We start from the raw sequence: 19,884 nt of genomic DNA, 5'->3' as shown, positions 1-19,884 counted from the left end.
GACGCTCACGCACCAGAGCGCCCGTGTCAAAGGCCGTTCAGAGGCCGAAATATCGAAGGATGGCTTGAAGGCGTCCGGTGGCCGGGGGGCGCTGGTCGTCTGAAAGCCGGAGGTCGCTTGCACTGACCCGGCAGGCGATGGATGCGCCGCTATCGCTCGCGATCGCGAACCAGCCGGACGTCTCCACGACATACACCTGCCCGGCCGCCAACGGCACGGTCGTGCGCCACACGCCTGGGGCAAGCCAACGGGCGGGGGGCGTCAGCATGACATTTCCGCCACGAACGTGAAGCACCGTGCCCCGGCTCGCGTAGGTATGAAACGACTGCCCGCGCGTGAGCTTGAGCAAGGTGGGTGAGGGTGTCCCGAGATCGGTGCGTTCGCGGGAGGTCACCGGCACATCGACTCGCTCAGCACGCGCTGCACGGGGCTTCGCGACCGGGCTGCGGATGAGCGAAGCGTACTCGGGTGTGGGGGCGGGATGTGTTTCCATGACGAAGCTCCGGGGCGTTGAACAGATGACTACAGCGTATCGACCGCCCCATCGCCCCGGTAGGCACACCCGCGCACCGTTTAGTGTGAAACAGATGGGCATCGGACAACCTGTTACGATGCCAAATTCTCAAATCTGTATCTGTTGCGGTGCGATCCGATGCCCGATGATCTGCGCATGGACGCCCCCACCCCCGACCTGATGGTCACCGACACGACCGACCCCATGGCTTCGACGCCCGTTTCCACGCAAAGCGCCCCGGAAGCGGCGAGACCAGCGGTGTTTCCCGTCATTCCCGAAGAGCGCACGCCGATTTACCGCCAGTTGGCGGATCACTATCGTCTGGCAATCGAAGCCGGGACGCTCGTCTGCGGCGCGCGCATGCCCAGCGTGCGTGCGTTGATGGAGCGCCACCAGATCAGCCTGTCGACGGCGCTACAGACTTGCCGCCATCTGGAGGCACAGGGTCTGCTCGAAGCGCGTCCGCGTTCCGGGTACTTCGTGCGCACGCCCGCCCGCGCGAGCGCCGTACCGGTGGCCGAGCCGCGCCCGTGGGTGCCTGACCTGATGCAGTACGTGGGCATCAATCAGCGTGTCTCGTCGATTCTCGCGCGCGGCCTTCAGGCGGACATCAAGATCAATTTCGCGATCGCGCACGGGTCCCCGTCGCTCTACCCGGTCAACGAGTTGCGGCAGGCGACGATCCGCGCACTGCGTGACCACCCGCTGCTCTACGGCATGCCGCCGCCCGGCGGCGGTGAAGCCCGGTTTCGCGGCGCGATTGCACGCCGTGCGCTGGAAGCACGGATGAACATCAACCCGGATGAAATCATCGTCACCCACGGCTGCATCGAAGCGATCAACCTGGCGCTGCGTGCGGTGGCGAGCACCGGCGACGTGGTCGCGGTCGAATCGCCGACCTACTACGCGCTGTTGCAGACGCTTGAGAGCATGGGCATCCGGGCGCTGGAAATTCCGACGAGCCCGCAAACCGGCATCTCGCTCGATGCGCTGGAACTGGCCTCGCAAACGTACGACAACATCAAGGCGGTGATCGTCGTGCCGCATTTCCAGAATCCGCTCGGATCGGTGATGCCGGACGCCAACAAGATGCAGCTCGTGAAGTGGGCGGAGTCGCGAGGCATCGCCATCATCGAGGACGACACGTATTCCGCGCTGGGTGACGACGGCAACATGCCTGCGGCCATCCGTTCATGGGATACGACGGGCAACGTGATTCACTGTGCCTCGCTGCACAAGACGCTTTCCCCGGGCATGCGGCTCGGCTGGATTGCTGCCGGCAAGTGGCAGCGGCGGGTCGACATGCTGAAATATGCGCAGACGCGCCCGAACGAAGCGCTCGCGCAGATCGCCATGGGCGAGTTCATGGACTCGCCGCGATTCGATCGTCATTTGCGGCGTCTGCGCTCGCAGTTGCGCGAACACCGCGCCGCGATGGCCGAAGCGATCGCGACGTACTTCCCGGCCGGCACGCGTCTGACGCAACCGGCGGGCGGTCTGAGCCTGTGGGTGGAGATGCCGGGCGGTGTGAGTTCCGAGCGACTGTTCGACGCGGCGCTGGAGAAAGGCATTCGCATCGCACCGGGCAGCCTTTTCTCCAACTCGGCGCGCTACGACAACTTCCTGCGTATGAATGGGGGGCAGCCGTTCACGCGCGACGTCGACAAGGCCGTGCGGACGCTGGCCACCGAAGTCACCCGCCTGCTCGACACGAACGGCTGAGCGGGTCCTGGTCAGCCGGGCCGTACCTGCGGCGGCATCTAATGCCGGACCTACGGTCGCACGTCCGGCCGTATCCCGGACTGGCGGTGCGGACAAGGGTAGGCTCAGAACTCCGGATACATTCGTCCAGGATTGAAGATGCCAGCAGGATCGAACACCGACTTCAGATTTCGGTGGATGCGCATGACGGGCGCGGGCAACGGGGTGAAGACACTGACGCTCGGCTCGCCGTAACGGAACAGCGTGGCGTGTCCGCCATCCTGACGTGCGGCGGAGCGCACGATCTGCGCGTCGGCGTCGGTGATCCACCAGCGCTGTGCGCCACCCCACTCGATGAGTTGCTTGCCCGGCAGACGATGCGGTTCGGCTGTCGACGGCACGGCCAGACGCCACAAGGCCTGCCCCGGTCCCGCATCGGCGAAGAAGTTGTCGGTCTGCTCGCGAATGGCGTGCCAGAACTTGGCCGCATGAATGGCATCGACCAGCTCGCCGCCCATCTTCACGCGAGCGGCCTTGATGGCTGCCGACGCCCCCGCCAGACGAATCACCAGCAAATCGCTGCGCCAGGCGCTACCGGTAATCGGCAGCGGCTGGCCGCCCCATTCGTTGAGCTTGCGCACCGCATCGACGGCATTCATTTCGAATTGCAGCGTCAATTCCGCGAACGGCTGCGGCAGCACCTTGAGCGACACTTCGAGAATGAGTCCCAGCGTGCCGAGCGAGCCGGCGAGCATGCGCGAGACGTCGTAACCGGCGACGTTCTTCATCACCTGACCGCCGAAGTTCAGCACATGTCCCCGACCGTCCATCAGCTTGGCGCCGAGCACGAAATCGCGCACTGAGCCCACGGCACTGCGACGCGGGCCGGCCAGCCCGGCGGCCACTGCGCCGCCGATGGTTGCCCCTGGCCCGAAGTAGGGAGGCTCGAACGGCAGCAACTGATTGCGCTCCGCGAGCGCGGCTTCGACTTCAGCCAGCGGCGTGCCGCAACGCGCCGTAATGACGAGTTCAGCGGGATCGTAAGCGACGATGCCACTGTATGCACGCGTGTCGAGCACGTCGCCCACACGCTGCTGTCCGTACCACGCTTTCGTACCGCCCCCGCGCAACTGAAGCGGGGCACGGCGAGCGGTGGCCTGTTCGATGACGGCGCGGAAATTCTCGAGGGTGTCGTTCGTGTCGGTCATCAGCTCGGTTCAGGCGGCGGTGTCGCATCGGATTGATAGGGATCCAGCTCGCTGCCGCAGTGCTTGCAGAAGCGGGCGTTCGGCTCGTGTCCTTCGGTCTGACATTGCTTGCAGGTGCGTGTGGTGACCGGCGCGCGGCGCATGGCCGAATGAATTTCGGCGCCCATGATGCCGGTGGGAATGGCGATCACGCTGTAACCGAGCAGCATCACGAAACCGGTGATCGCCTTGCCCAGTCCGGTGACGGGGACCACGTCGCCATACCCGGTCGTCGTGAGCGTGACGATGGCCCAGTAGATGCCGACCGGAATGCTCGTGAAGCCATGTTCCGGCCCCTCGATGATGTGCATCAGCGTGCCGAAGATCACCACGATGATCGAAATGAAGCCGAGAAACACGAGGATCTTGCGCCGGGCGTTGTACAGCGCAATGCTGAGAATACCGGCTTCGTTGACGTATGCGGTGAGCTTCAGAATCCGGAACGCACGCATCAGCCGCAGCAGACGCACATCGATCAGTCCGTGCAATTCCGGTACGAGGATCGCGAGATACGTGGGCAGGATGGCAAGCAGGTCGATGATGCCGTAGAACGACAGCGCATAACGCATAGGCCGGTGCGCGCTCAGCAGGCGCGCAATGTACTCCGCCGTGAACAGCAGCGTGAAGAACCACTCCAGGATCGCCATCGGTATCGGCATGGTGGCCTGTACCGCCGGCACGCTGGAGACCACCACCGTGAGGACGGACAACACGATGGCGGCGAGCAGCGCAATGTCGAATAGCCGTCCCTCGCGGGTATCGGCCTCGAAGATGATGATGTAGAGACGCTGCCGCCAGTCGTGCGGCAGCCATTCCGACAGCGGGCGCATGTCAGAACCTCGGCAGGTCGGGATGCGGCAACAGGCCGCCGCGCACATGCTGCTTGCCGTATTCGGCACAGCGCGCCCGTGTCGGAATGCCCTTGTCCGGATTGAGGAGTCCGACCGGATCGAACGCGCGTTTCACGCCAAAGAACGCGTCGCGTTCCTGCGCCGAGAATTGCACGCACATCGAGTTGATCTTCTCGATGCCCACGCCGTGTTCGCCCGTAATCGTGCCGCCGAGTTCGACGCACGCTTCGAGAATGTCGCAACCGAACGCCTCGGCGCGATGCCATTCGTCCAGGTCGTTGCCGTTAAAGAGAATGAGTGGATGCATGTTCCCGTCTCCCGCGTGAAAGACGTTAATACAGCGCAACCCATATTGTTGTTCCAGACCTTCGATGCGTTTGAGTAATGTCCCAATCGCGCGGCGTGGAATCGTCCCGTCCATGCAGTAGTAGTCGGGCGAGATGCGCCCGGCGGCAGGGAAGGCGTTCTTGCGTCCGGACCAGAAGCGCAGGCGCTCCTCCTCGCTGCGCGAGATCTGCAAGCGTGTCGCCCCCGACGTACGTAGTACGTGCGAGATGCGCAGGATCTCCTCGGTGACTTCTTCGGGCGTGCCGTCCGATTCGCACAGCAGAATCGCGGCGGCGTCCAGATCGTACCCGGCGTGTACGAACTCTTCCACGGCCTGCGTGGCGGGCTTGTCCATCATTTCAAGGCCCGCCGGAATGATGCCCGCGGCAATGATCGCCGCGACGGCATTGCCGCCGGTCTCTACGTCGTCGAAGCTTGCCATGATGACCTGCGCCGTCTGCGCCTTCGGCACGAGCTTGACGGTGATTTCGGTCACGACGCCGAACATGCCTTCGCTGCCGATGAACACGGAGAGCAGATCGAGGCCCGGCGCATCGGGGCCGAGCGAGCCGAACTCGATGGCCTCGCCCGACATCGTGATGGCGCGCACACGCAGTACGTTGTGCACCGTCAGCCCGTACTTGAGGCAATGCACGCCGCCCGAATTCTCTGCGACGTTGCCGCCAATGGTGCAGGCGATCTGCGACGACGGGTCTGGCGCGTAATACAGCCCGTAGGGCGCGGCGGCTTCCGAAATCGCGAGATTGCGAACGCCCGGCTGCACCGTGGCCGTGCGTGCGTAAGGATCGACTTCGACGATCTTCTTGAACTTCGCGAGCGACAGCACCAGACCGTCTGACATCGGCATGGCGCCGCCGGAAAGACTGGTGCCCGCGCCGCGCGGCACGACCGGGATGCCGAGTTGGTGGCAGGCCTGCAAAATGCGCTGGACCTGCGACTCCGACTCCGGCAACACGACGGCGAGCGGCACGCGACGATACGCGGCGAGGCCGTCGCACTCGTATGGCGTGGTGTCTTCGCGCCGATGCAGGATGCAATGCGGCGGCAGAATCCGCGCAAGCGCTTCGAGCAACTGGCGCTGACGCGCCGCGAGCGCGTCGGCGTCCCCGCTGTCATGGCCGGGTCCGCCATGCGGCGAGGCGCCCGTCTGAAACGAACCGGACGAACCGGACGCACTAGACGAGCCGGGCTGGCCCTGCGGCGACGGCATCTGTGGTGTCTGGGGCGCGTTCATGCGGCGCTCAGCCCGCGGCGCGCAGCCGGAAAATCTTGCCCGGATTCAGGAGGTTATGTGGGTCGAGCGAGGTTTTGATCGACCGCATGACATCGATGGCATCCTCACCGTGCTCGGTTACGAGGAACCCCATCTTGTGCAGGCCGACGCCATGCTCGCCGGTGCAGGTGCCGCCCATGCGAATGGCGCGCTCGACGATGCGCTGATTCAGTCGCTCCGCTTCATCCATATCTTCCTGCTTATCAGGATCGATCAGGATCGCGACGTGGAAGTTGCCGTCGCCCACGTGACCGACGATCGGGCACAGGAGCCGGGAACCCTTCAGATCTTCTTCCGTTTCGCCCACGCACTCAGCCAGGCGCGAGATCGGCACGCAGACGTCCGTCGTCACGGCGCGGCAACCCGGCTGAAGCTGAAGCATGGCGAAGTAGGCGCTGTGACGCGCACTCCACAAGCGGTTGCGGTCCTCGGTGCGCGTGGCCCATTCGAAGCCGGTGCCACCGTTGTCCCTGGCGAGTTCCTCGACCGTCTGCGCCTGCTCCTTCACGCCGGCCTCGCTGCCATGGAATTCGAAGAACAGCGTTTGCGTCTCCGGCAGCTCCATCTTGGAATGCTTGTTGATCGCGCGCACGGCCAGTGCATCGACGAATTCCACACGAGCGACCGGCACGCCCAGTTGAATGGTCTGGATGGTGCAGTTCACGGCGTCCGTCATGCTCGGGAACGAACAGATAGCGGCCGACACGGCTTCCGGCTGCGGATACAGACGCACGGTCACTTCGGTGATGATGCCCAGCGTCCCCTCGCTGCCGACGAACAGACGCGTGAGGTCATAACCGGCCGACGACTTGCGCGCGCGCGTACCGGTGTGGATCACGCGGCCATCCGCCAGCACGACGGTCAGGGCCAGCACGTTCTCGCGCATCGTGCCGTAACGCACGGCATTGGTGCCCGACGCGCGCGTGGCGCACATGCCGCCAATGCTGGCGTCGGCGCCCGGATCGATCGGGAAGAACAGGCCCGTGTCGCGCAGCGCTTCGTTCAGCGCCTTGCGCGAGATGCCCGGTTGTGCGGTGACGGTCAGGTCTTCGGCGTTGATCGAAACGATCTGGTTCATCTCCGACAGATCGAGCGACAGACCGCCTTCGACCGCGAGCAGATGACCTTCGAGCGACGAGCCGGCGCCGTAGGGAATGATGGGAACGTCGTATTTCGCGCAGAGCTTGACGATCTGCGAGACCTCCTCGGTGCTATGCGCGAAGGCGACGGCATCGGGCAGCATGGGATCGAACGGAGACTCGTCACGGCCGTGATGTTCGCGTAGCGCCTCCTTGGTGCTCACGCGCTCGCCCAGCAGGGTCTGCAAGTCGGTGAGCAGGGCGTCGGGAAACGGACGCTTGGCGGCGAACGGCAGGTGGGGGTGATTCACGGCTTTCTCCTTCGGGTCTCCGGGCCGCCGTTGCCGGTAGGCGAGGGCGGACACCATATCGGGCGGGGTCTCGGGCGCGCGGTGCACTCCCTGACACCTCATGAGCGGGGATTTTACGCCGACGTCGCGTTTTTCCCCACACTTTGCGTCATATCATACGGACTTGCCGTGTATCGACGCTATCGGAATTGCCTGAAAAATGAGCAATCGATGGCGATACCGTCTATTTCAATCAAAAAGGCAGGTCGTCCGGCGGCTTGAGAGGCGCCGGCAGGCAAGATGTGCCGCAAGGGGTAGGTGTCAGAAGATGGGTAATCGTTTGAGCAAGATCGTCACGCGCACGGGCGACGGAGGCAAGACGGGGCTGGGAGACGGCGCGCGCGTGGACAAGTTCAGCCTGCGTATCGTCGCCATCGGCGAGATCGACGAAACCAACTCGCACATCGGCGTATTGCTGTGCGAAGACCTGCCGCAGGACGTGCGCGCCATGCTGATCGACATTCAGCACGACCTGTTCGATCTGGGCGGCGAGCTGAGCATGCCGCGTCACACACTGCTGGGGGACGCCCACGTCGTCAAGCTCGACGAGTGGCTGGCCCATTACAACGCCGATCTGCCGCGTCTGAAGGAATTCATTTTGCCTGGCGGCACCCGGGCGGCGGCGCTTGCGCACATCGTGCGGACCGTGGCGCGTCGCGCCGAGCGCGCGATGGTGGCCCTGGGCGCCGAGGAGACGGTCGCGCCGGCGCCGCGTCAGTACATCAACCGCTTGTCCGACCTGATGTTCGTGCTGGCCCGTGTGCTCAATCGTGCGGGCGGCGGGGCCGACGTGCTGTGGCAGCGTGAGCGTTCCGGCGGTGCGCCGCCGGAAGGCGAGGCACAGTAAAAAGCAGGTGAGCCGGTGAGCCGGTGGCCGGTGAACCAGTCAACCGGCCGTCCGACGGTACGCCGGGCAGCTTTTCGTGCATCGCGCACCCCGGCCGCCCGTGGTTTCAGTTACCTGCGCCGCGTGCCACGCGACGCGCACGCACGGCGTCGGCCAGCGTGTCGAGCACCTTCAGGCTGTCTTCCCAGTTGATGCAGGCATCGGTAATGCTCTGACCGTAGGTCAGTTCCTTGCCCGGCACGTGGTCCTGACGACCGGCCACGAGGTGCGATTCGACCATCACGCCGATGATGCGGTCGTCGCCGCCAGCGAGTTGACGGGCGATGTCTTCGCACACCGGGATCTGGTTCTCGTGCTTCTTCTGGCTGTTGGCGTGCGACGCGTCGATCATCACGCGTGCGGCCAGGCCCGACTTGGCGATGTCGTCGCAGGCAGTCTGTACGCTCGCGGCGTCGAAGTTCGGCGCCTTGCCGCCACGCAGGATCAGGTGGCAGTCCTCGTTGCCGGCGGTCGACACGATGGCCGAGTGCCCGCCCTTCGTCACCGACAGGAAATGGTGCGGCTGCGAGGCGGCCTTGATCGCGTCCACGGCGATCTTCACGTTGCCGTCAGTGCCGTTCTTGAACCCGACCGGGCACGACAGGCCGGACGCCAGTTCGCGGTGCACCTGCGATTCCGTAGTGCGAGCACCGATGGCGCCCCACGACACGAGATCGGCGATGTACTGCGGGCTGATCATGTCGAGATACTCGGTGCCGGCCGGCAGCCCCATTTCGTTGATCTGTGCGAGCAGTTCGCGGGCCAGACGCAGACCGTCGTTGATCTTGAAGCTGTTGTCCATGTGCGGGTCGTTGATCAGACCCTTCCAGCCCACCGTCGTGCGCGGCTTTTCGAAGTACACGCGCATCACGATTTCAAGCTCGCCTTTCAAACGTTCGCGTTGCTCGACGAGACGCGACGCGTATTCCAGCGCGGCCTTAGGATCGTGAATCGAGCACGGGCCGATGATGACGACGAGACGGTCTTCCATGCCGTGCAGCACGCGGTGAATGGCGCCGCGCGTGCGATGGATGAGGTCGGCGCTCTTTTCCGAGCACGGGTATTCGCGGATCAGGTGCGCCGGGGGCGTCAGTTCCTTCAGTTCGCGAATACGGACATCATCGGTATTGTGGGGAGGCATGGTTTTTCTCCTGGGCAGTTCGGACTGCGGTTCGTTTCTCGGGATTCGGGGCAAAAAAAAACCGCCAGACTCGCTGGCGGTTTTTCAGGATTCGTTCGGTGCTTACTGCTGCAACTGTCCCTCTCCATCCGCCAGCGGTGTGAGATACGCAAAAAAGTAAAAGTAAAACTTATTGGCGTTCATGAAGGATGTCTAGGACGTTGCGTTGCCGGCGGTTCGCCGTGCACAGAAACAACTTTATACGCCGAATCGAATGACGCTGCAACCGCGTGAGGACGCCAGATGGGTGAAAAACGCGCGGAATCTCCGCGTTTTGTATCGGGTATTTGCGTTAATAATTCTTTGATTTTTAAAATCATGCGAAAACGCCCGGTTTGAGCCGGGCGCTTTGCTATGCTTGACGCATTTTTGCAGTGCGGAATTTCACACCGTCGGACATGGCATGCCGTTCGGCATACCGACGTCTCAGGCCGTACCGCCGACCGTCATGTTTTCCATGCGCAGCGTCGGCTGGCCCACGCCCACCGGCACGCTCTGGCCTTCCTTGCCGCACACGCCCACGCCCGAGTCCAGCGACATGTCGTTGCCGATCATCGTCACGTCCTTGAGCGATTCCGGACCGTTGCCGATCAGCGTTGCGCCCTTGACCGGGTACGTGATCTTGCCGTCTTCGATCATGTAAGCCTCGGACATCGAGAACACGAACTTGCCGTTGGTGATGTCCACCTGCCCGCCGCCGAAATTCACGGCGTACAGGCCACGTTTGACCGACGCGATGATTTCCTCGGGATCCTTGTCGCCGCCGAGCATGTACGTATTGGTCATGCGCGGCATCGGCAGCGCGGCGTACGATTCGCGACGGCCGTTGCCGGTAACCGGCATCTTCATCAGGCGTGCGTTCAGGCTGTCCTGCATGTAGCCCTTCAGAATGCCGTCCTCAATGAGCGTGGTGCACTGCGTCGGGTTGCCTTCGTCGTCGATGTTCAGCGAGCCGCGACGGTTCGACAGCGTGCCGTCGTCGACCACCGTGACGCCCTTGGCCGCCACACGCTCGCCGAGCCGTCCGGAGAACGCCGACGAGCCCTTGCGGTTGAAGTCGCCTTCCAGCCCGTGGCCCACGGCTTCGTGCAGCAGCACGCCGGGCCAGCCCGGTCCGAGCACCACGGTCATCGCACCGGCAGGCGCCGGGCGGGCGTCGAGCTTGACGATGGCGCCGTCGACCGCTTCCTTGACGTACTTTTCGAGCAGATCGTCCGTGAAGTAGGCGTAATCAAGACGAGCGCCGCCGCCGCTGTTGCCGATTTCGCGGCGTCCATTGGATTCGACGATGACCGTGACCGACACACGCACGAGCGGACGCACGTCGGCGGAGATCACGCCGTCGCTGCGCGCCACGAGCACGACGTCGTACTCGCCGGCCAGCCCTGCCATGACCTGCGACACGCGCGGATCGCGGGCGCGGGCGAGCTTTTCGATGCGTTCGAGCAGCGCGACCTTGCCGTTGGCGTCGAGCGACGCGAGCGGGTCGGACGGCAGATACAGCCCGTGGCCGCTGGCGCTTGCGAGCTTGCTGCCGACCTTGACGCGTCCGCGACCGGCCGTCGCAATGCTGCGGGTGGCCGCGGCGGCGTCTTTCAGCGCGATCTCGGAAATGTCGTCGGAATAGGCGAACGCCGTGCGATCACCCACGATGGCGCGCACCCCCACGCCCTGATCGATCGAGAACGAACCCGATTTGACGATGCCTTCCTCCAGGCTCCACGCTTCGCTGCGTGTGTACTGGAAGTACAGGTCGGCGTAATCCACGCGGTGCGTGAAGATATCGCCGAGAGCCCGTTGCAGATGGCTTTCGTCGAGGCCGTACGGCGTGAGCAGCAGCTCGCGGGCCGTGGCCAGGTTCTGGATGCCGGTGTCGATGATTTTCATGCGGTGTCAGGCCAAGGAAATGTATTCGGTAGATGAGGGCGAATGCCAGGATATCAACATGGCAACATGGCGAAGTCGTCGGACGTCAACCCTGCAATACGCGGTGCCGCCATGCGGGCAGGCTTTGGCGTACGCCGGCCAGCCGGGCCGGGTCGATCTCGCCGACGATCACGCCGGCGCCTTCCGAGTCTCGCTGGGCGACGATGTCGCCCCAGGGATCGATCAGCATGGAGTGCCCCCAGGTGCGCCGCCCGTTCTCATGATGGCCGCCCTGCGCGGACGCCAGCACGTAACACTGGTTCTCGACGGCCCGCGCGCGCAGCAGCAACTCCCAGTGCGCGCGGCCCGTGGTGTAGGTAAAGGCGGCGGGTACGACCATGAGCGTACAGTCGCCCATGGCACGGTACAACTCGGGAAAACGCAGGTCGTAGCAGACCGACAGGCCCACGCGCCCGAACGGCGCTTCGAACGTGCGCACCGCATCGCCGGGGCGAATGGTGCGTGCCTCGTCGTAGGCTTCCTCGCCTTTGACGAAGTTGAACAGGTGGATCTTGTCGTAACGCGCGGCCGGCGCGCCCTCCGGCGAGAAGACGAGCGTGGTGTTAAGCACGCGCTCGGGTTCCGGCGCCGCTAGCGGCAGCGTACCGCCGATCAGCCAGACGCCGTACCGACGCGCCGTTTCCGCCAGAAAGTCCTGAATCGGGCCGCTGCCCGGCGTCTCGCGCAGCGCGAGCTTGTCGGTGTCGCGCTGCCCCATGTAGCAGAAATACTCGGGCAACAGCACCAGTTGCGCACCGGCGTCCGCTGCCTCGGCCACCAGACGCGCGGCTTCCTGCAGGTTTCGCGCGACGTCCGGCGCGCTCACCATCTGCGCGGCGGCCACGCGCACGGGGGAATCCGTGGGGGCGTTCGGGGCGGCTGACTTCGTGTCGGGACTCGTCATGAAATGGCTGAATTCGGGGCGATGATCGTGGCGTTATCGAGACTTCCGGGGCTGCGGGTATCGCATTCGCGTGCTTTCGTATCCTGCCGTTGCGCTCAGTTGCCGCGCATACCGGCCGGTTGGGCGCGGTTTTGCGCCTCTGGCCGGGTTTCCGGGGATGCATCGATCTTACTCTTATTGCCGCCGCCCTGTCCGATGACCGGATTGTCCCAGGAGCCGGTGACGTGATAGGTCGTCGAGAGCGTGCGCGAGAGCTGGTCGCCCAGCGCCAGTTGCGCGAAGAACGATCCGATGCCCAGCGCCGGGTTGACGATCGCCCACGCGAGCGATGCCGACGCCGCATTGATCTTCGGCAGCACCAGCACGTTCAGGTCCTGTGTTTCGTGGGCGAGGTCGGTGTGACCGTCGATCTTGATGGTCGCCGCATTCGCATTGATCGTCAGGTCGCTCGTATTCGCCACGCCGCCCTGCATCGCGACGTTCCCGTCGATGCTGTCGAACGGCAGGCCGCTGCCGATCACGCTGTTGAAGTCGAACGTCAGGATCTTGGCGAGCGTCTGCACCGACAGGATGTTCAGTAGTTTGGCCAGTCCCGGATCGGCTTTCAGGATCTGCCCGCGCTTCAGATCGATCGCCACGCGACCGCCGAGCGTCGGGTAGTCGATGGCGTCGGGGCCGCCGCGCCAGCCGAAACGGCCGGAGACGGTGCCGGAGCCGTCCTTGAGCGTCTTGGGCAACCCGAGCCGGTCGAGCAGCCCGCCCGCGTCCTTCACGTCGAGGTTGAAATCGAGCACGGTGCGGCGCGGCACGTCGTCGTCACTCGTTTGCAGTGTCTGTGCAGCCTGCGCCGCCCGGCGGCGCGACGTGCGCCAGTTGCCCTTCACGTCGAGCGTGGCCGTGTTGTTGCTCAATTCCAGCTTGGTGAGCTGCCACACCGGCACACCGTCTTCGATGTCGTTGTGGGCGTTCAATTGCAGACGACCCAGCGGCTTGTCGCGCAGCACGAAGTCGTTGGCGATCACATCGATGGCCGGGAATTCGTCGCTCGGCTCGTCGAGCACCTGCGTGAGCACGTCGTTGCCGTGGTCCTCGCGCGGGATCACCAGCTTGGCCAGGCGCGCACGCACCGCGCCCGACGGGTTCTTGTCGGTCGGCGCCTGCCATTCGGCGAATCCGGAGACGAGTTCCGAGGCGAGACTGACCTGCCAGTCGCGATCGCTGCGCTGCGCGCCCACGACCAGCTCCGGCCATCCGCGCGACATCAGACGCACTTGTTTCGCGTGCAGTGCGAGGCGTGTGGGCAGGTACGGCGTGAGTGCGCCGAACTCGTCGCGCGCGGCGGCGGCCGTGGCAGCGGGGGCGGGCGGTGTGCCTTGCGTGCCCGGCGTGACGGCGTCGGAGCCGAGCGACGCGATGACACTGCGCCAGGCGTCCACGTCGAGCGTGTCGAATTGCGCCGTGGCCTGCACGCCTTCGCGCGGCGCAGGCACCGGTTGGTTGATGCCGATGCCGCCGCGCAGTACCTCGACGCGTCCCCCCGTAGTGCGCTGCTGCACGTAGTTGGCCTGCACGCTGCCGATGGCGAAGTCGAGCGTATCGATGCGGCGTCCGCCCGGACTGGCCTGCGGACGCATCGTGAAGCGCGCCGGCAGAGACGCCTCCGCACTCTTGCCCAGCGGGGCTGGCAAGTTCACCGCGAGACCGGCCAGCGTTGACTGCACCGCCACATCCGTCATGCCCTGACGCACCGCCACCGTCGCCGTGTACGGCGTGCCGCCCGTCATGCGCTTGGCCAGTTGCGCCAGCGTGGCGTTCTCCCGGTTCTCGCGCAGTCCCTGCGCGCTCATCTGACCGTTGACGTTCAGGACGATGGTGCCGTCGTCGCGACTGCCGCCCGAGGCGCGCACGTCACCGCCGAGGAACGTGCCGCGCAGGTTGTCGAGCGAAATACCGCGCTCGGTGAAGGCCAGTTCGCCATCCACCGCGCCGAACGTCGGCAGACCGTTGATGAGCGTGATGTCGTTGCGCAGGAAGCGCGCACGGCCCGTGACCTTCGAGCGATCGGTATGGTCGAGCGGCATCGACAACTGCATGGCGAGCTGTGTGTTGCCGTTCGCCCGCGTGTCTTCGGTGAAGTCGCCGATCCAGTGGCCGACCGGGCTGTTGTTCAGATACTTGACGAAGTCCGTCGCGGGGCCGCGGGCGTCGCCCTTGAGCGTGAGCGTGGAGTCGTCCTGACCGATGTCGTTGATGTCGCCCTGCACCTGCGTGAGCGTGACGCCGAAGACTGTGCCGCTGTCGATCGCGATGTGCAGCTTGTCGGCATCGAAGCGCAGATTGCCGCGTACCTTCTCGAAGGGCGGCCAGACCTCGGTATGACCGGGGCGCAGCGGCGACGGATTGAACGTCACGTCCACCAGCGGAATATCGATGCGGAACTTGCCGCCGCCCTTGCCGTACGGGAAGTCTTCGAGATCGCCCTGCACGGCGAACGGCGCGTTCTGCACCGTGCCGGCGAGCAGCGCCCGTTGCAGATAGTCGCGCACGGCGGCGCCGATGTCCGTGGGCAGGTAGCGCGGCACGGCATTGGCGTTCGCGCGCACGATGCTGCCTTTCAGATCGACGATGCCATTGCCCTTGCCGCCGTTATGCCAGGTGCCGCTCACGTCCCCTGTGAGTTCGCTGTTTTGCAGATGGACGGCATCCACACGCACTTGCACGTTCGCGGGGGCGTCGCGTTGCGTCGCCGAATGCGAGATGCGCCATGACGTGCGCGCCGTGAGCGTGTCGAGATCGATGCGCGGCTGGTCGAAGCGACCGGGGAAGTCGAGCGTGGCGTTCTTCGCGTTGAGCGAGAGGCTGCCGCGCGACTGATCGGCGTCGATGTGACCGCTCAGATTGGCGAAGCCCGGGCGCCCTGCGTTGGGCGCATTCGGCCGTACGGGCGGATGCTGGCTGGGCTGGCTGTCGATGCCCAGACCCTCGAAGTCGGCCACCACGCGGTAGCGATCGCGCTCCGGCGGCAACTGTTTGATGCCCGGCAGGTCGCGCCAGTTGGTCGGGCCATGCGGCTTGGGCGCCTGATAGTTGATGTCGAAATTCGTCAGACGGCCACGCGGACGGACGCTGGCGAGTGTGTCCCGCGTTTGCTGATCGATGGGCAGCGACGGCACGACGGCCATGGCCGCGCCGATGTCGAAGCGTTGACCGGCCACGGCGACGTGCAGGCCCTGCGTGTCGGTGCCGGGCGTGAAGCTGCCGCGCAGGTCCGGGATGTCGAGCGTGGGACGCCCGGCCGCCTGTAAGCTCAGCTCGCGCGCACGCACGTTCCAGCCGGCGTCGGCCTGTGCGCCGATGCGCGTGACATCGATGCGGCCCTGTGTGGCATCGAACGTCAGCGGCGGCAGGTTGTCGGCCAATTGCACCGAGGTGTCGGCGCCCGCCATGCGTAGCGTCGCCCCCGTGAGCGCGCCGTTGTCGAAGTCGACCCAGGCGCGCCCGGCGACACGGCCGCGCGAGTTCTTACCCGGCAAATCGACGTAACGGGCGAGTTCGGTCAGATCGAGCGTGCCCACGTCGGCATAGATCTGCCCGCGCCAGCGTTTCACTTCGCCGGGGCGTGCGAACAGCGGATTCGTGAAGCGCGCACGAATGTCCAGCGGCGCCACGACGCCCTGCGGCGGATTCGCCTGCATGCCGAAGCGATGCTCGAAGCCGCGATTGCGCAGCATGGCGTTGACCTGCGTGACGACGACTTCGGGCACATCGCGCGTGGCGTCGCGCCAGCGCACGGTGCCGTTGCGCACCACGATGCGCGCCTGACGCATGAGCCAGTCGGCCCCCGTGGTATCCGTCGTCTTGCCGTTGCCCGCGACCGGCATGCCGGCGACGAGGATCGAGCCATCGACGCGGCGCTCCACGGTCAGGTCGGGCTCATACAGCGTGAGGTCCGACAGGCGCAGGTCGAAATGGAGCAGGCTGGTCCACGAGAGTACGGCGTCGAGCCGGTGCAGTGTGAGGCTCGGTTCGACCGGCGGTGGTGCGCCCGGCGGCGCGTAAGTCACTGTGGGGTTGTCCGTCGCGGAGGGCTGGGAGGCCACCGCCGCAGACGCCAAAGGTGCGGCGGATGCGGCAGAAGCTGCCGATGCCGCCGATGCCGCCGATGCCGCCGATGCCGCCGATGCCGCCGATGCCGCCGATGCCGTGTGCCGGCGCAGCGGCGCGACCACGCGGGCGATCGTCGACGCCTTGGGCTGCGCCGCCTGCGCGGGCGGCGTGATGCGAACATCTTCCAGCGACAGGTAGGGGTGCCAGCCGCGCCAGACGGCGTCGATCTTGCCGATGGTGACGGGCAGCCCGATGGCGCGCGTTGCCGCCGCTTCGATCTGCGGGCGGTAGTCGGACACACGGGGAAGGATGACGTAGCGCGTCGCGAGGATCACGGCGCCCAGTCCGAAGTAGACGATGACGACGAGCGCCAGCAGCCATTCCAGACCCAGTCGCAAGCCACGCGGCAGTGACGAGAACCAGGACCGGGTCGCGGTGGGCGAGGCGGGCGGCTTGCGGTCGGTCATGCTGCGCGTCTACGAGGTAATGTGGTAGTTTCTGTGGCAAAGACTGTAACACAAGCCCAAGGCCGTCCGATGGCCCGGCCGTAGGACAATCAGACGTGTGATCCGGCGTTTCATCGCGCCCGGGTAAGCATGCGAAAGTCTCTCCATCCTTTGCTGACCGGAACCCCGCCAGTGAGTTCACCCGAAATCCCGACCGATATTCAGTCCTACTCGCGATACGCCGCCCGCATGCTCGCGAGCCGTCCGGCGCTGGCCGAGGCGTTGCCCACGCTTGCCGAGCATCCCGTGGACGCCCGCTGGCTCGCCCGCCGCTTCGAAGCCATCACCGGCACGCTGCTCTCGCCGCCCGACCAGGCGTCGGGTGTGAGCGGGGTCGACGAGGCCGGACTGGCACGGGCCTTACGCGTGTTGCGCGTCGAGGCGCTGTGCGCTGTCATGCAGCGCGATCTGGACGGCCGCGCCGAGTTGTCCGAAGTGACCGAGGCCATGACCGCGCTCGCCGAGTTCGCCGTGCAGTCGGGCATCGCGGTGCTGTCGCGCGAACTCGAAGCGATTCACGGCGTGCCGCGCAATGCCGAAGGCGAGCGTCAGACGCTCGGCGTGGTCGGTATGGGCAAGCTCGGCGGTCGCGAACTGAACGTCTCGTCCGACATCGATCTCATCTTCCTGTATGAAGACGATGGCGACACCACTGCGCCCGACGACGCCGATCCAGCGCTCGCCAACCGCCTGCGTCTGCTCTCGAATCACGAATTCTTCACCAAGCTCGGCCGCAAGCTGATTGGTCTGATCTCGGAGCTGACCCCGGACGGTTACGTATTCCGTGTGGACATGCGTCTGCGTCCTAACGGTGACTCCGGGCCGCTCGTGTGCAGCCTGCCGATGCTCGAAGAGTATTTCTACGTGCAGGGCCGCGAGTGGGAGCGTTACGCCTGGATCAAGGGACGTCTCGTGTCCGAACTGGCGAGCGAGCCGGGCAAGCGTGTCGAGCGGTTGCTGAGTTCGCTGGTCCAGCCGTTCGTCTTTCGTCGCTATCTGGATTACGGCGTGATCGGCGCGATTCGTGCGCTGCACGAGCAGATCCGCCACGAGGCCGAGCGTCGTGCGCGCGCCAAACCGGCCCGCATCAACGATATCAAGCTCGGACGCGGCGGCATTCGCGAAGTCGAGTTCTCCGCGCAGGTATTCCAGTTGATTCGCGGCGGTCAGGAGCCGGAACTGCGGGTGCGTCCGACGCTCGCCGTGCTGGGCGTGGCAGCCCGGCGCGGTTGGCTGGCGCAGAACGTGGCGGAATCGCTCGCGAACGCCTACGTCTTCCTGCGCAAGCTCGAACACCGCATTCAGTATCTGGACGACGCGCAGACGCACATCCTGCCGCCGCCGGGTGACGACCGTCTCGCGGTCGCGCGCGCCATGGGATTCCCCGACGAGGCGACGTTCATGACGGTGCTCGACGAGCATCGCGAATTCGTCGCCGGTCAGTTCGACGAGATATTCGCCGACAAGGCCAATGGCGGCGCGCAGAAGGGCAAAGGCGGCGCCGGCGCCTCGGGGTCGGGCGATTGCGAGTGCCCGCCGGAACTGTGGAGCGAATGTCTGGCGGACGAAGCGCAGACGGGCGACCTCGGCAATCAACTGACGCGTCTGGGCTTTGCCGATGCCGAAGGGGCGCTCGACCGTCTGCGCGCCGTGTGGACGTCCTCACGTTACAAGGCGCTCGGCGAGATCAGCCGACGTCGCTTCGACCAGCTCATCCAGCGTGCTGTCGAAGGCGCGGCGGGGACCGGCGAAGCGGATGCCGTACTCGCCCGCATGCTCGACCTTCTCTCGACCATCAGCCGTCGCAGCTCCTATCTCGCGCTGCTCACCGAGTATCCACGTGCGCTGGAGCGCGTGGTCAAGGTGCTCGCGGGGTCACGCTGGGCGGCGGGTTACCTGATCAGCCACCCGCAACTGCTCGACGAACTGCTCGACGACGAAGCGCTCGCCGCGCCGTTCGACTGGCCGTCGTTCAAGACGCAATTGCTGTTGAGCCTGAACGCGGCGGGGGCGGCGGGCAACGTCGAAGTGCAGATGGATATTCTGCGGCGCGCCCATCACGCCGAAGTCTTCCGTATCCTGCTGCTCGATTTGCAGGGCACGCTGTCGGTGGAAGCCATCGGCGACCGCCTCTCGGAACTCGCGGACATCATCGTCGACGTGACGATCTCGACCGTCTGGCCGCACGTGGCGACGCGCCATCGCGAAGTGCCGCGCTTCTCGGTCATCGCATACGGCAAGCTCGGCGGCAAGGAACTGGGCTATGCCTCGGACCTCGACCTGATCTTCCTTTACGACGATGACGACGACCGCGCGCCGGACGCCTACGCCGCGCTCGCCCGCCGCTTCGTGACGTGGCTCACCACCCACACGGGCGCAGGGATGCTATTCGACGTGGATCTGCGGCTGCGGCCCAACGGCTTGTCCGGTCTGCTGGTGACGAACATCGAGAGTTTCCGTCAGTACCAGTTCCGCGAAGGCAATGCGAACACGGCGTGGGTCTGGGAGCATCAGGCGCTCACCCGCGCGCGGTTCTGCGCAGGCGACGAGACCATCGGCGCGGCGTTCGAGAATATTCGGGCACAGGTGCTGGCCACGCCGCGCGAGGCGCTGCCGCTCGCGCAGGAAATCGTGGCGATGCGTCGCAAGGTGCTTGAAGGGCACCCGAATCCGACGAAGCTGTTCGACCTGAAGCATGACCGGGGCGGCATGGTGGATATCGAGTTCACCGTGCAGTATCTGGTGCTGCTGCATTCGGGCGCGCATCCCGCGCTGCTGCGCAATGCGGGCAATATCGCGTTGCTGCGCGAAGCGGCGCAACTCGGCTTGATCGACGCAAGACTTGCCGACGATGCGGGCGCCGCTTATCGGACGTATCGCAAGCGTCAGCACAAGTTGCGTCTGGATGGCGTGGAAGCGGCGCGCGTGCCGTGCGCCGACATCGAGGCAGAACGCAATGCGGTGATGGCGTTGTGGGATTCGGTCTTCGCGGACGCCGGGCCGGTCTGACGG

Annotated in this window: 12 protein-coding genes; 3 read left to right on the top strand and 9 right to left on the bottom strand. The window is 65.4% G+C overall.

Annotation, left to right across the window (positions count from 1 at the left end):
- Window positions 1-37: 37 nt before the first annotated feature.
- Window positions 38-493, bottom strand: coding sequence for a hypothetical protein (locus PCA20602_RS01575; RefSeq protein WP_150719679.1), 456 nt, complete (start codon window positions 491-493; stop codon window positions 38-40).
- A 177-nt stretch (window positions 494-670) separates the two neighbouring features.
- Between PCA20602_RS01575 and PCA20602_RS01570 the strand changes: the two genes are divergently transcribed.
- A complete protein-coding gene (locus tag PCA20602_RS01570) occupies window positions 671-2,236 on the top strand; it encodes an aminotransferase-like domain-containing protein (protein WP_246181970.1) in 1,566 nt (521 codons plus the stop codon).
- Between the two features lie 104 nt (window positions 2,237-2,340).
- On the opposite strand, the gene glcE is transcribed toward PCA20602_RS01570, so the two are convergent.
- Genes glcE through PCA20602_RS01550 form a run of 4 tightly spaced genes read right to left on the bottom strand, consistent with a single transcriptional unit; the run spans window position 2,341 to window position 7,324 of the window.
- Window positions 2,341-3,423, bottom strand: a complete 1,083-nt coding sequence (gene glcE, locus PCA20602_RS01565; RefSeq protein WP_150719678.1) for a glycolate oxidase subunit GlcE — start codon at window positions 3,421-3,423, stop codon at window positions 2,341-2,343.
- On the bottom strand, window positions 3,423-4,292 hold the full coding sequence (locus tag PCA20602_RS01560; protein ID WP_150719677.1) for an ion transporter: 870 nt from the start codon (window positions 4,290-4,292) through the stop codon (window positions 3,423-3,425). The genes glcE and PCA20602_RS01560 overlap by 1 nt, the downstream gene beginning before the upstream one ends.
- 1 nt (window position 4,293) lies before the next feature.
- Window positions 4,294-5,895, bottom strand: a complete 1,602-nt coding sequence (locus PCA20602_RS01555) for an FAD-linked oxidase C-terminal domain-containing protein (protein WP_246181969.1) — start codon at window positions 5,893-5,895, stop codon at window positions 4,294-4,296.
- Between the two features lie 7 nt (window positions 5,896-5,902).
- Entirely contained in the window at window positions 5,903-7,324 is a 1,422-nt protein-coding gene (locus PCA20602_RS01550) for an FAD-binding oxidoreductase (protein WP_150719676.1), read from the bottom strand.
- Window positions 7,325-7,631: 307 nt separating this feature from the next.
- On the opposite strand from PCA20602_RS01550, the gene PCA20602_RS01545 reads away from it, so the two are divergent.
- Window positions 7,632-8,210: a cob(I)yrinic acid a,c-diamide adenosyltransferase gene (locus PCA20602_RS01545; RefSeq protein WP_150719675.1), complete on the top strand. Its 579-nt coding sequence runs from the start codon at window positions 7,632-7,634 to the stop codon at window positions 8,208-8,210.
- 106 nt (window positions 8,211-8,316) lie between these two features.
- Here PCA20602_RS01545 and aroG read toward each other — a convergent pair whose 3' ends face one another.
- The 4 genes from aroG to PCA20602_RS01525 form a co-directional block, all read right to left on the bottom strand.
- Window positions 8,317-9,390 carry a 3-deoxy-7-phosphoheptulonate synthase AroG gene (gene aroG, locus PCA20602_RS01540; RefSeq protein ID WP_069344375.1) on the bottom strand — a complete coding sequence of 358 codons (1,074 nt, stop codon included), beginning with the start codon at window positions 9,388-9,390 and terminating at the stop codon, window positions 8,317-8,319.
- 465 nt (window positions 9,391-9,855) lie between these two features.
- A complete protein-coding gene (gene tldD, locus PCA20602_RS01535; protein ID WP_150719674.1) occupies window positions 9,856-11,316 on the bottom strand; it encodes a metalloprotease TldD in 1,461 nt (486 codons plus the stop codon).
- A gap of 85 nt (window positions 11,317-11,401) precedes the next feature.
- The gene (locus tag PCA20602_RS01530; RefSeq protein ID WP_150719673.1) at window positions 11,402-12,259 is read right to left on the bottom strand and encodes a carbon-nitrogen hydrolase family protein; all 858 of its coding nucleotides are present in this window, start codon (window positions 12,257-12,259) and stop codon (window positions 11,402-11,404) included.
- A gap of 95 nt (window positions 12,260-12,354) precedes the next feature.
- A complete protein-coding gene (locus tag PCA20602_RS01525; protein ID WP_174980700.1) occupies window positions 12,355-16,833 on the bottom strand; it encodes a YhdP family phospholipid transporter in 4,479 nt (1,492 codons plus the stop codon).
- Between the two features lie 171 nt (window positions 16,834-17,004).
- Between PCA20602_RS01525 and glnE the strand changes: the two genes are divergently transcribed.
- Window positions 17,005-19,881, top strand: coding sequence for a bifunctional [glutamate--ammonia ligase]-adenylyl-L-tyrosine phosphorylase/[glutamate--ammonia-ligase] adenylyltransferase (gene glnE, locus PCA20602_RS01515; RefSeq protein WP_150719671.1), 2,877 nt, complete (start codon window positions 17,005-17,007; stop codon window positions 19,879-19,881).
- Window positions 19,882-19,884 lie beyond the last annotated feature (3 nt).

The organism is Pandoraea capi, from assembly GCF_902459735.1.
Classification (GTDB): Bacteria; Pseudomonadota; Gammaproteobacteria; order Burkholderiales; family Burkholderiaceae; genus Pandoraea; species Pandoraea capi.
The sequence above is the reverse complement of the archived record's forward strand: the minus strand, read 5'-3'. Positions and strand labels throughout refer to the sequence as shown.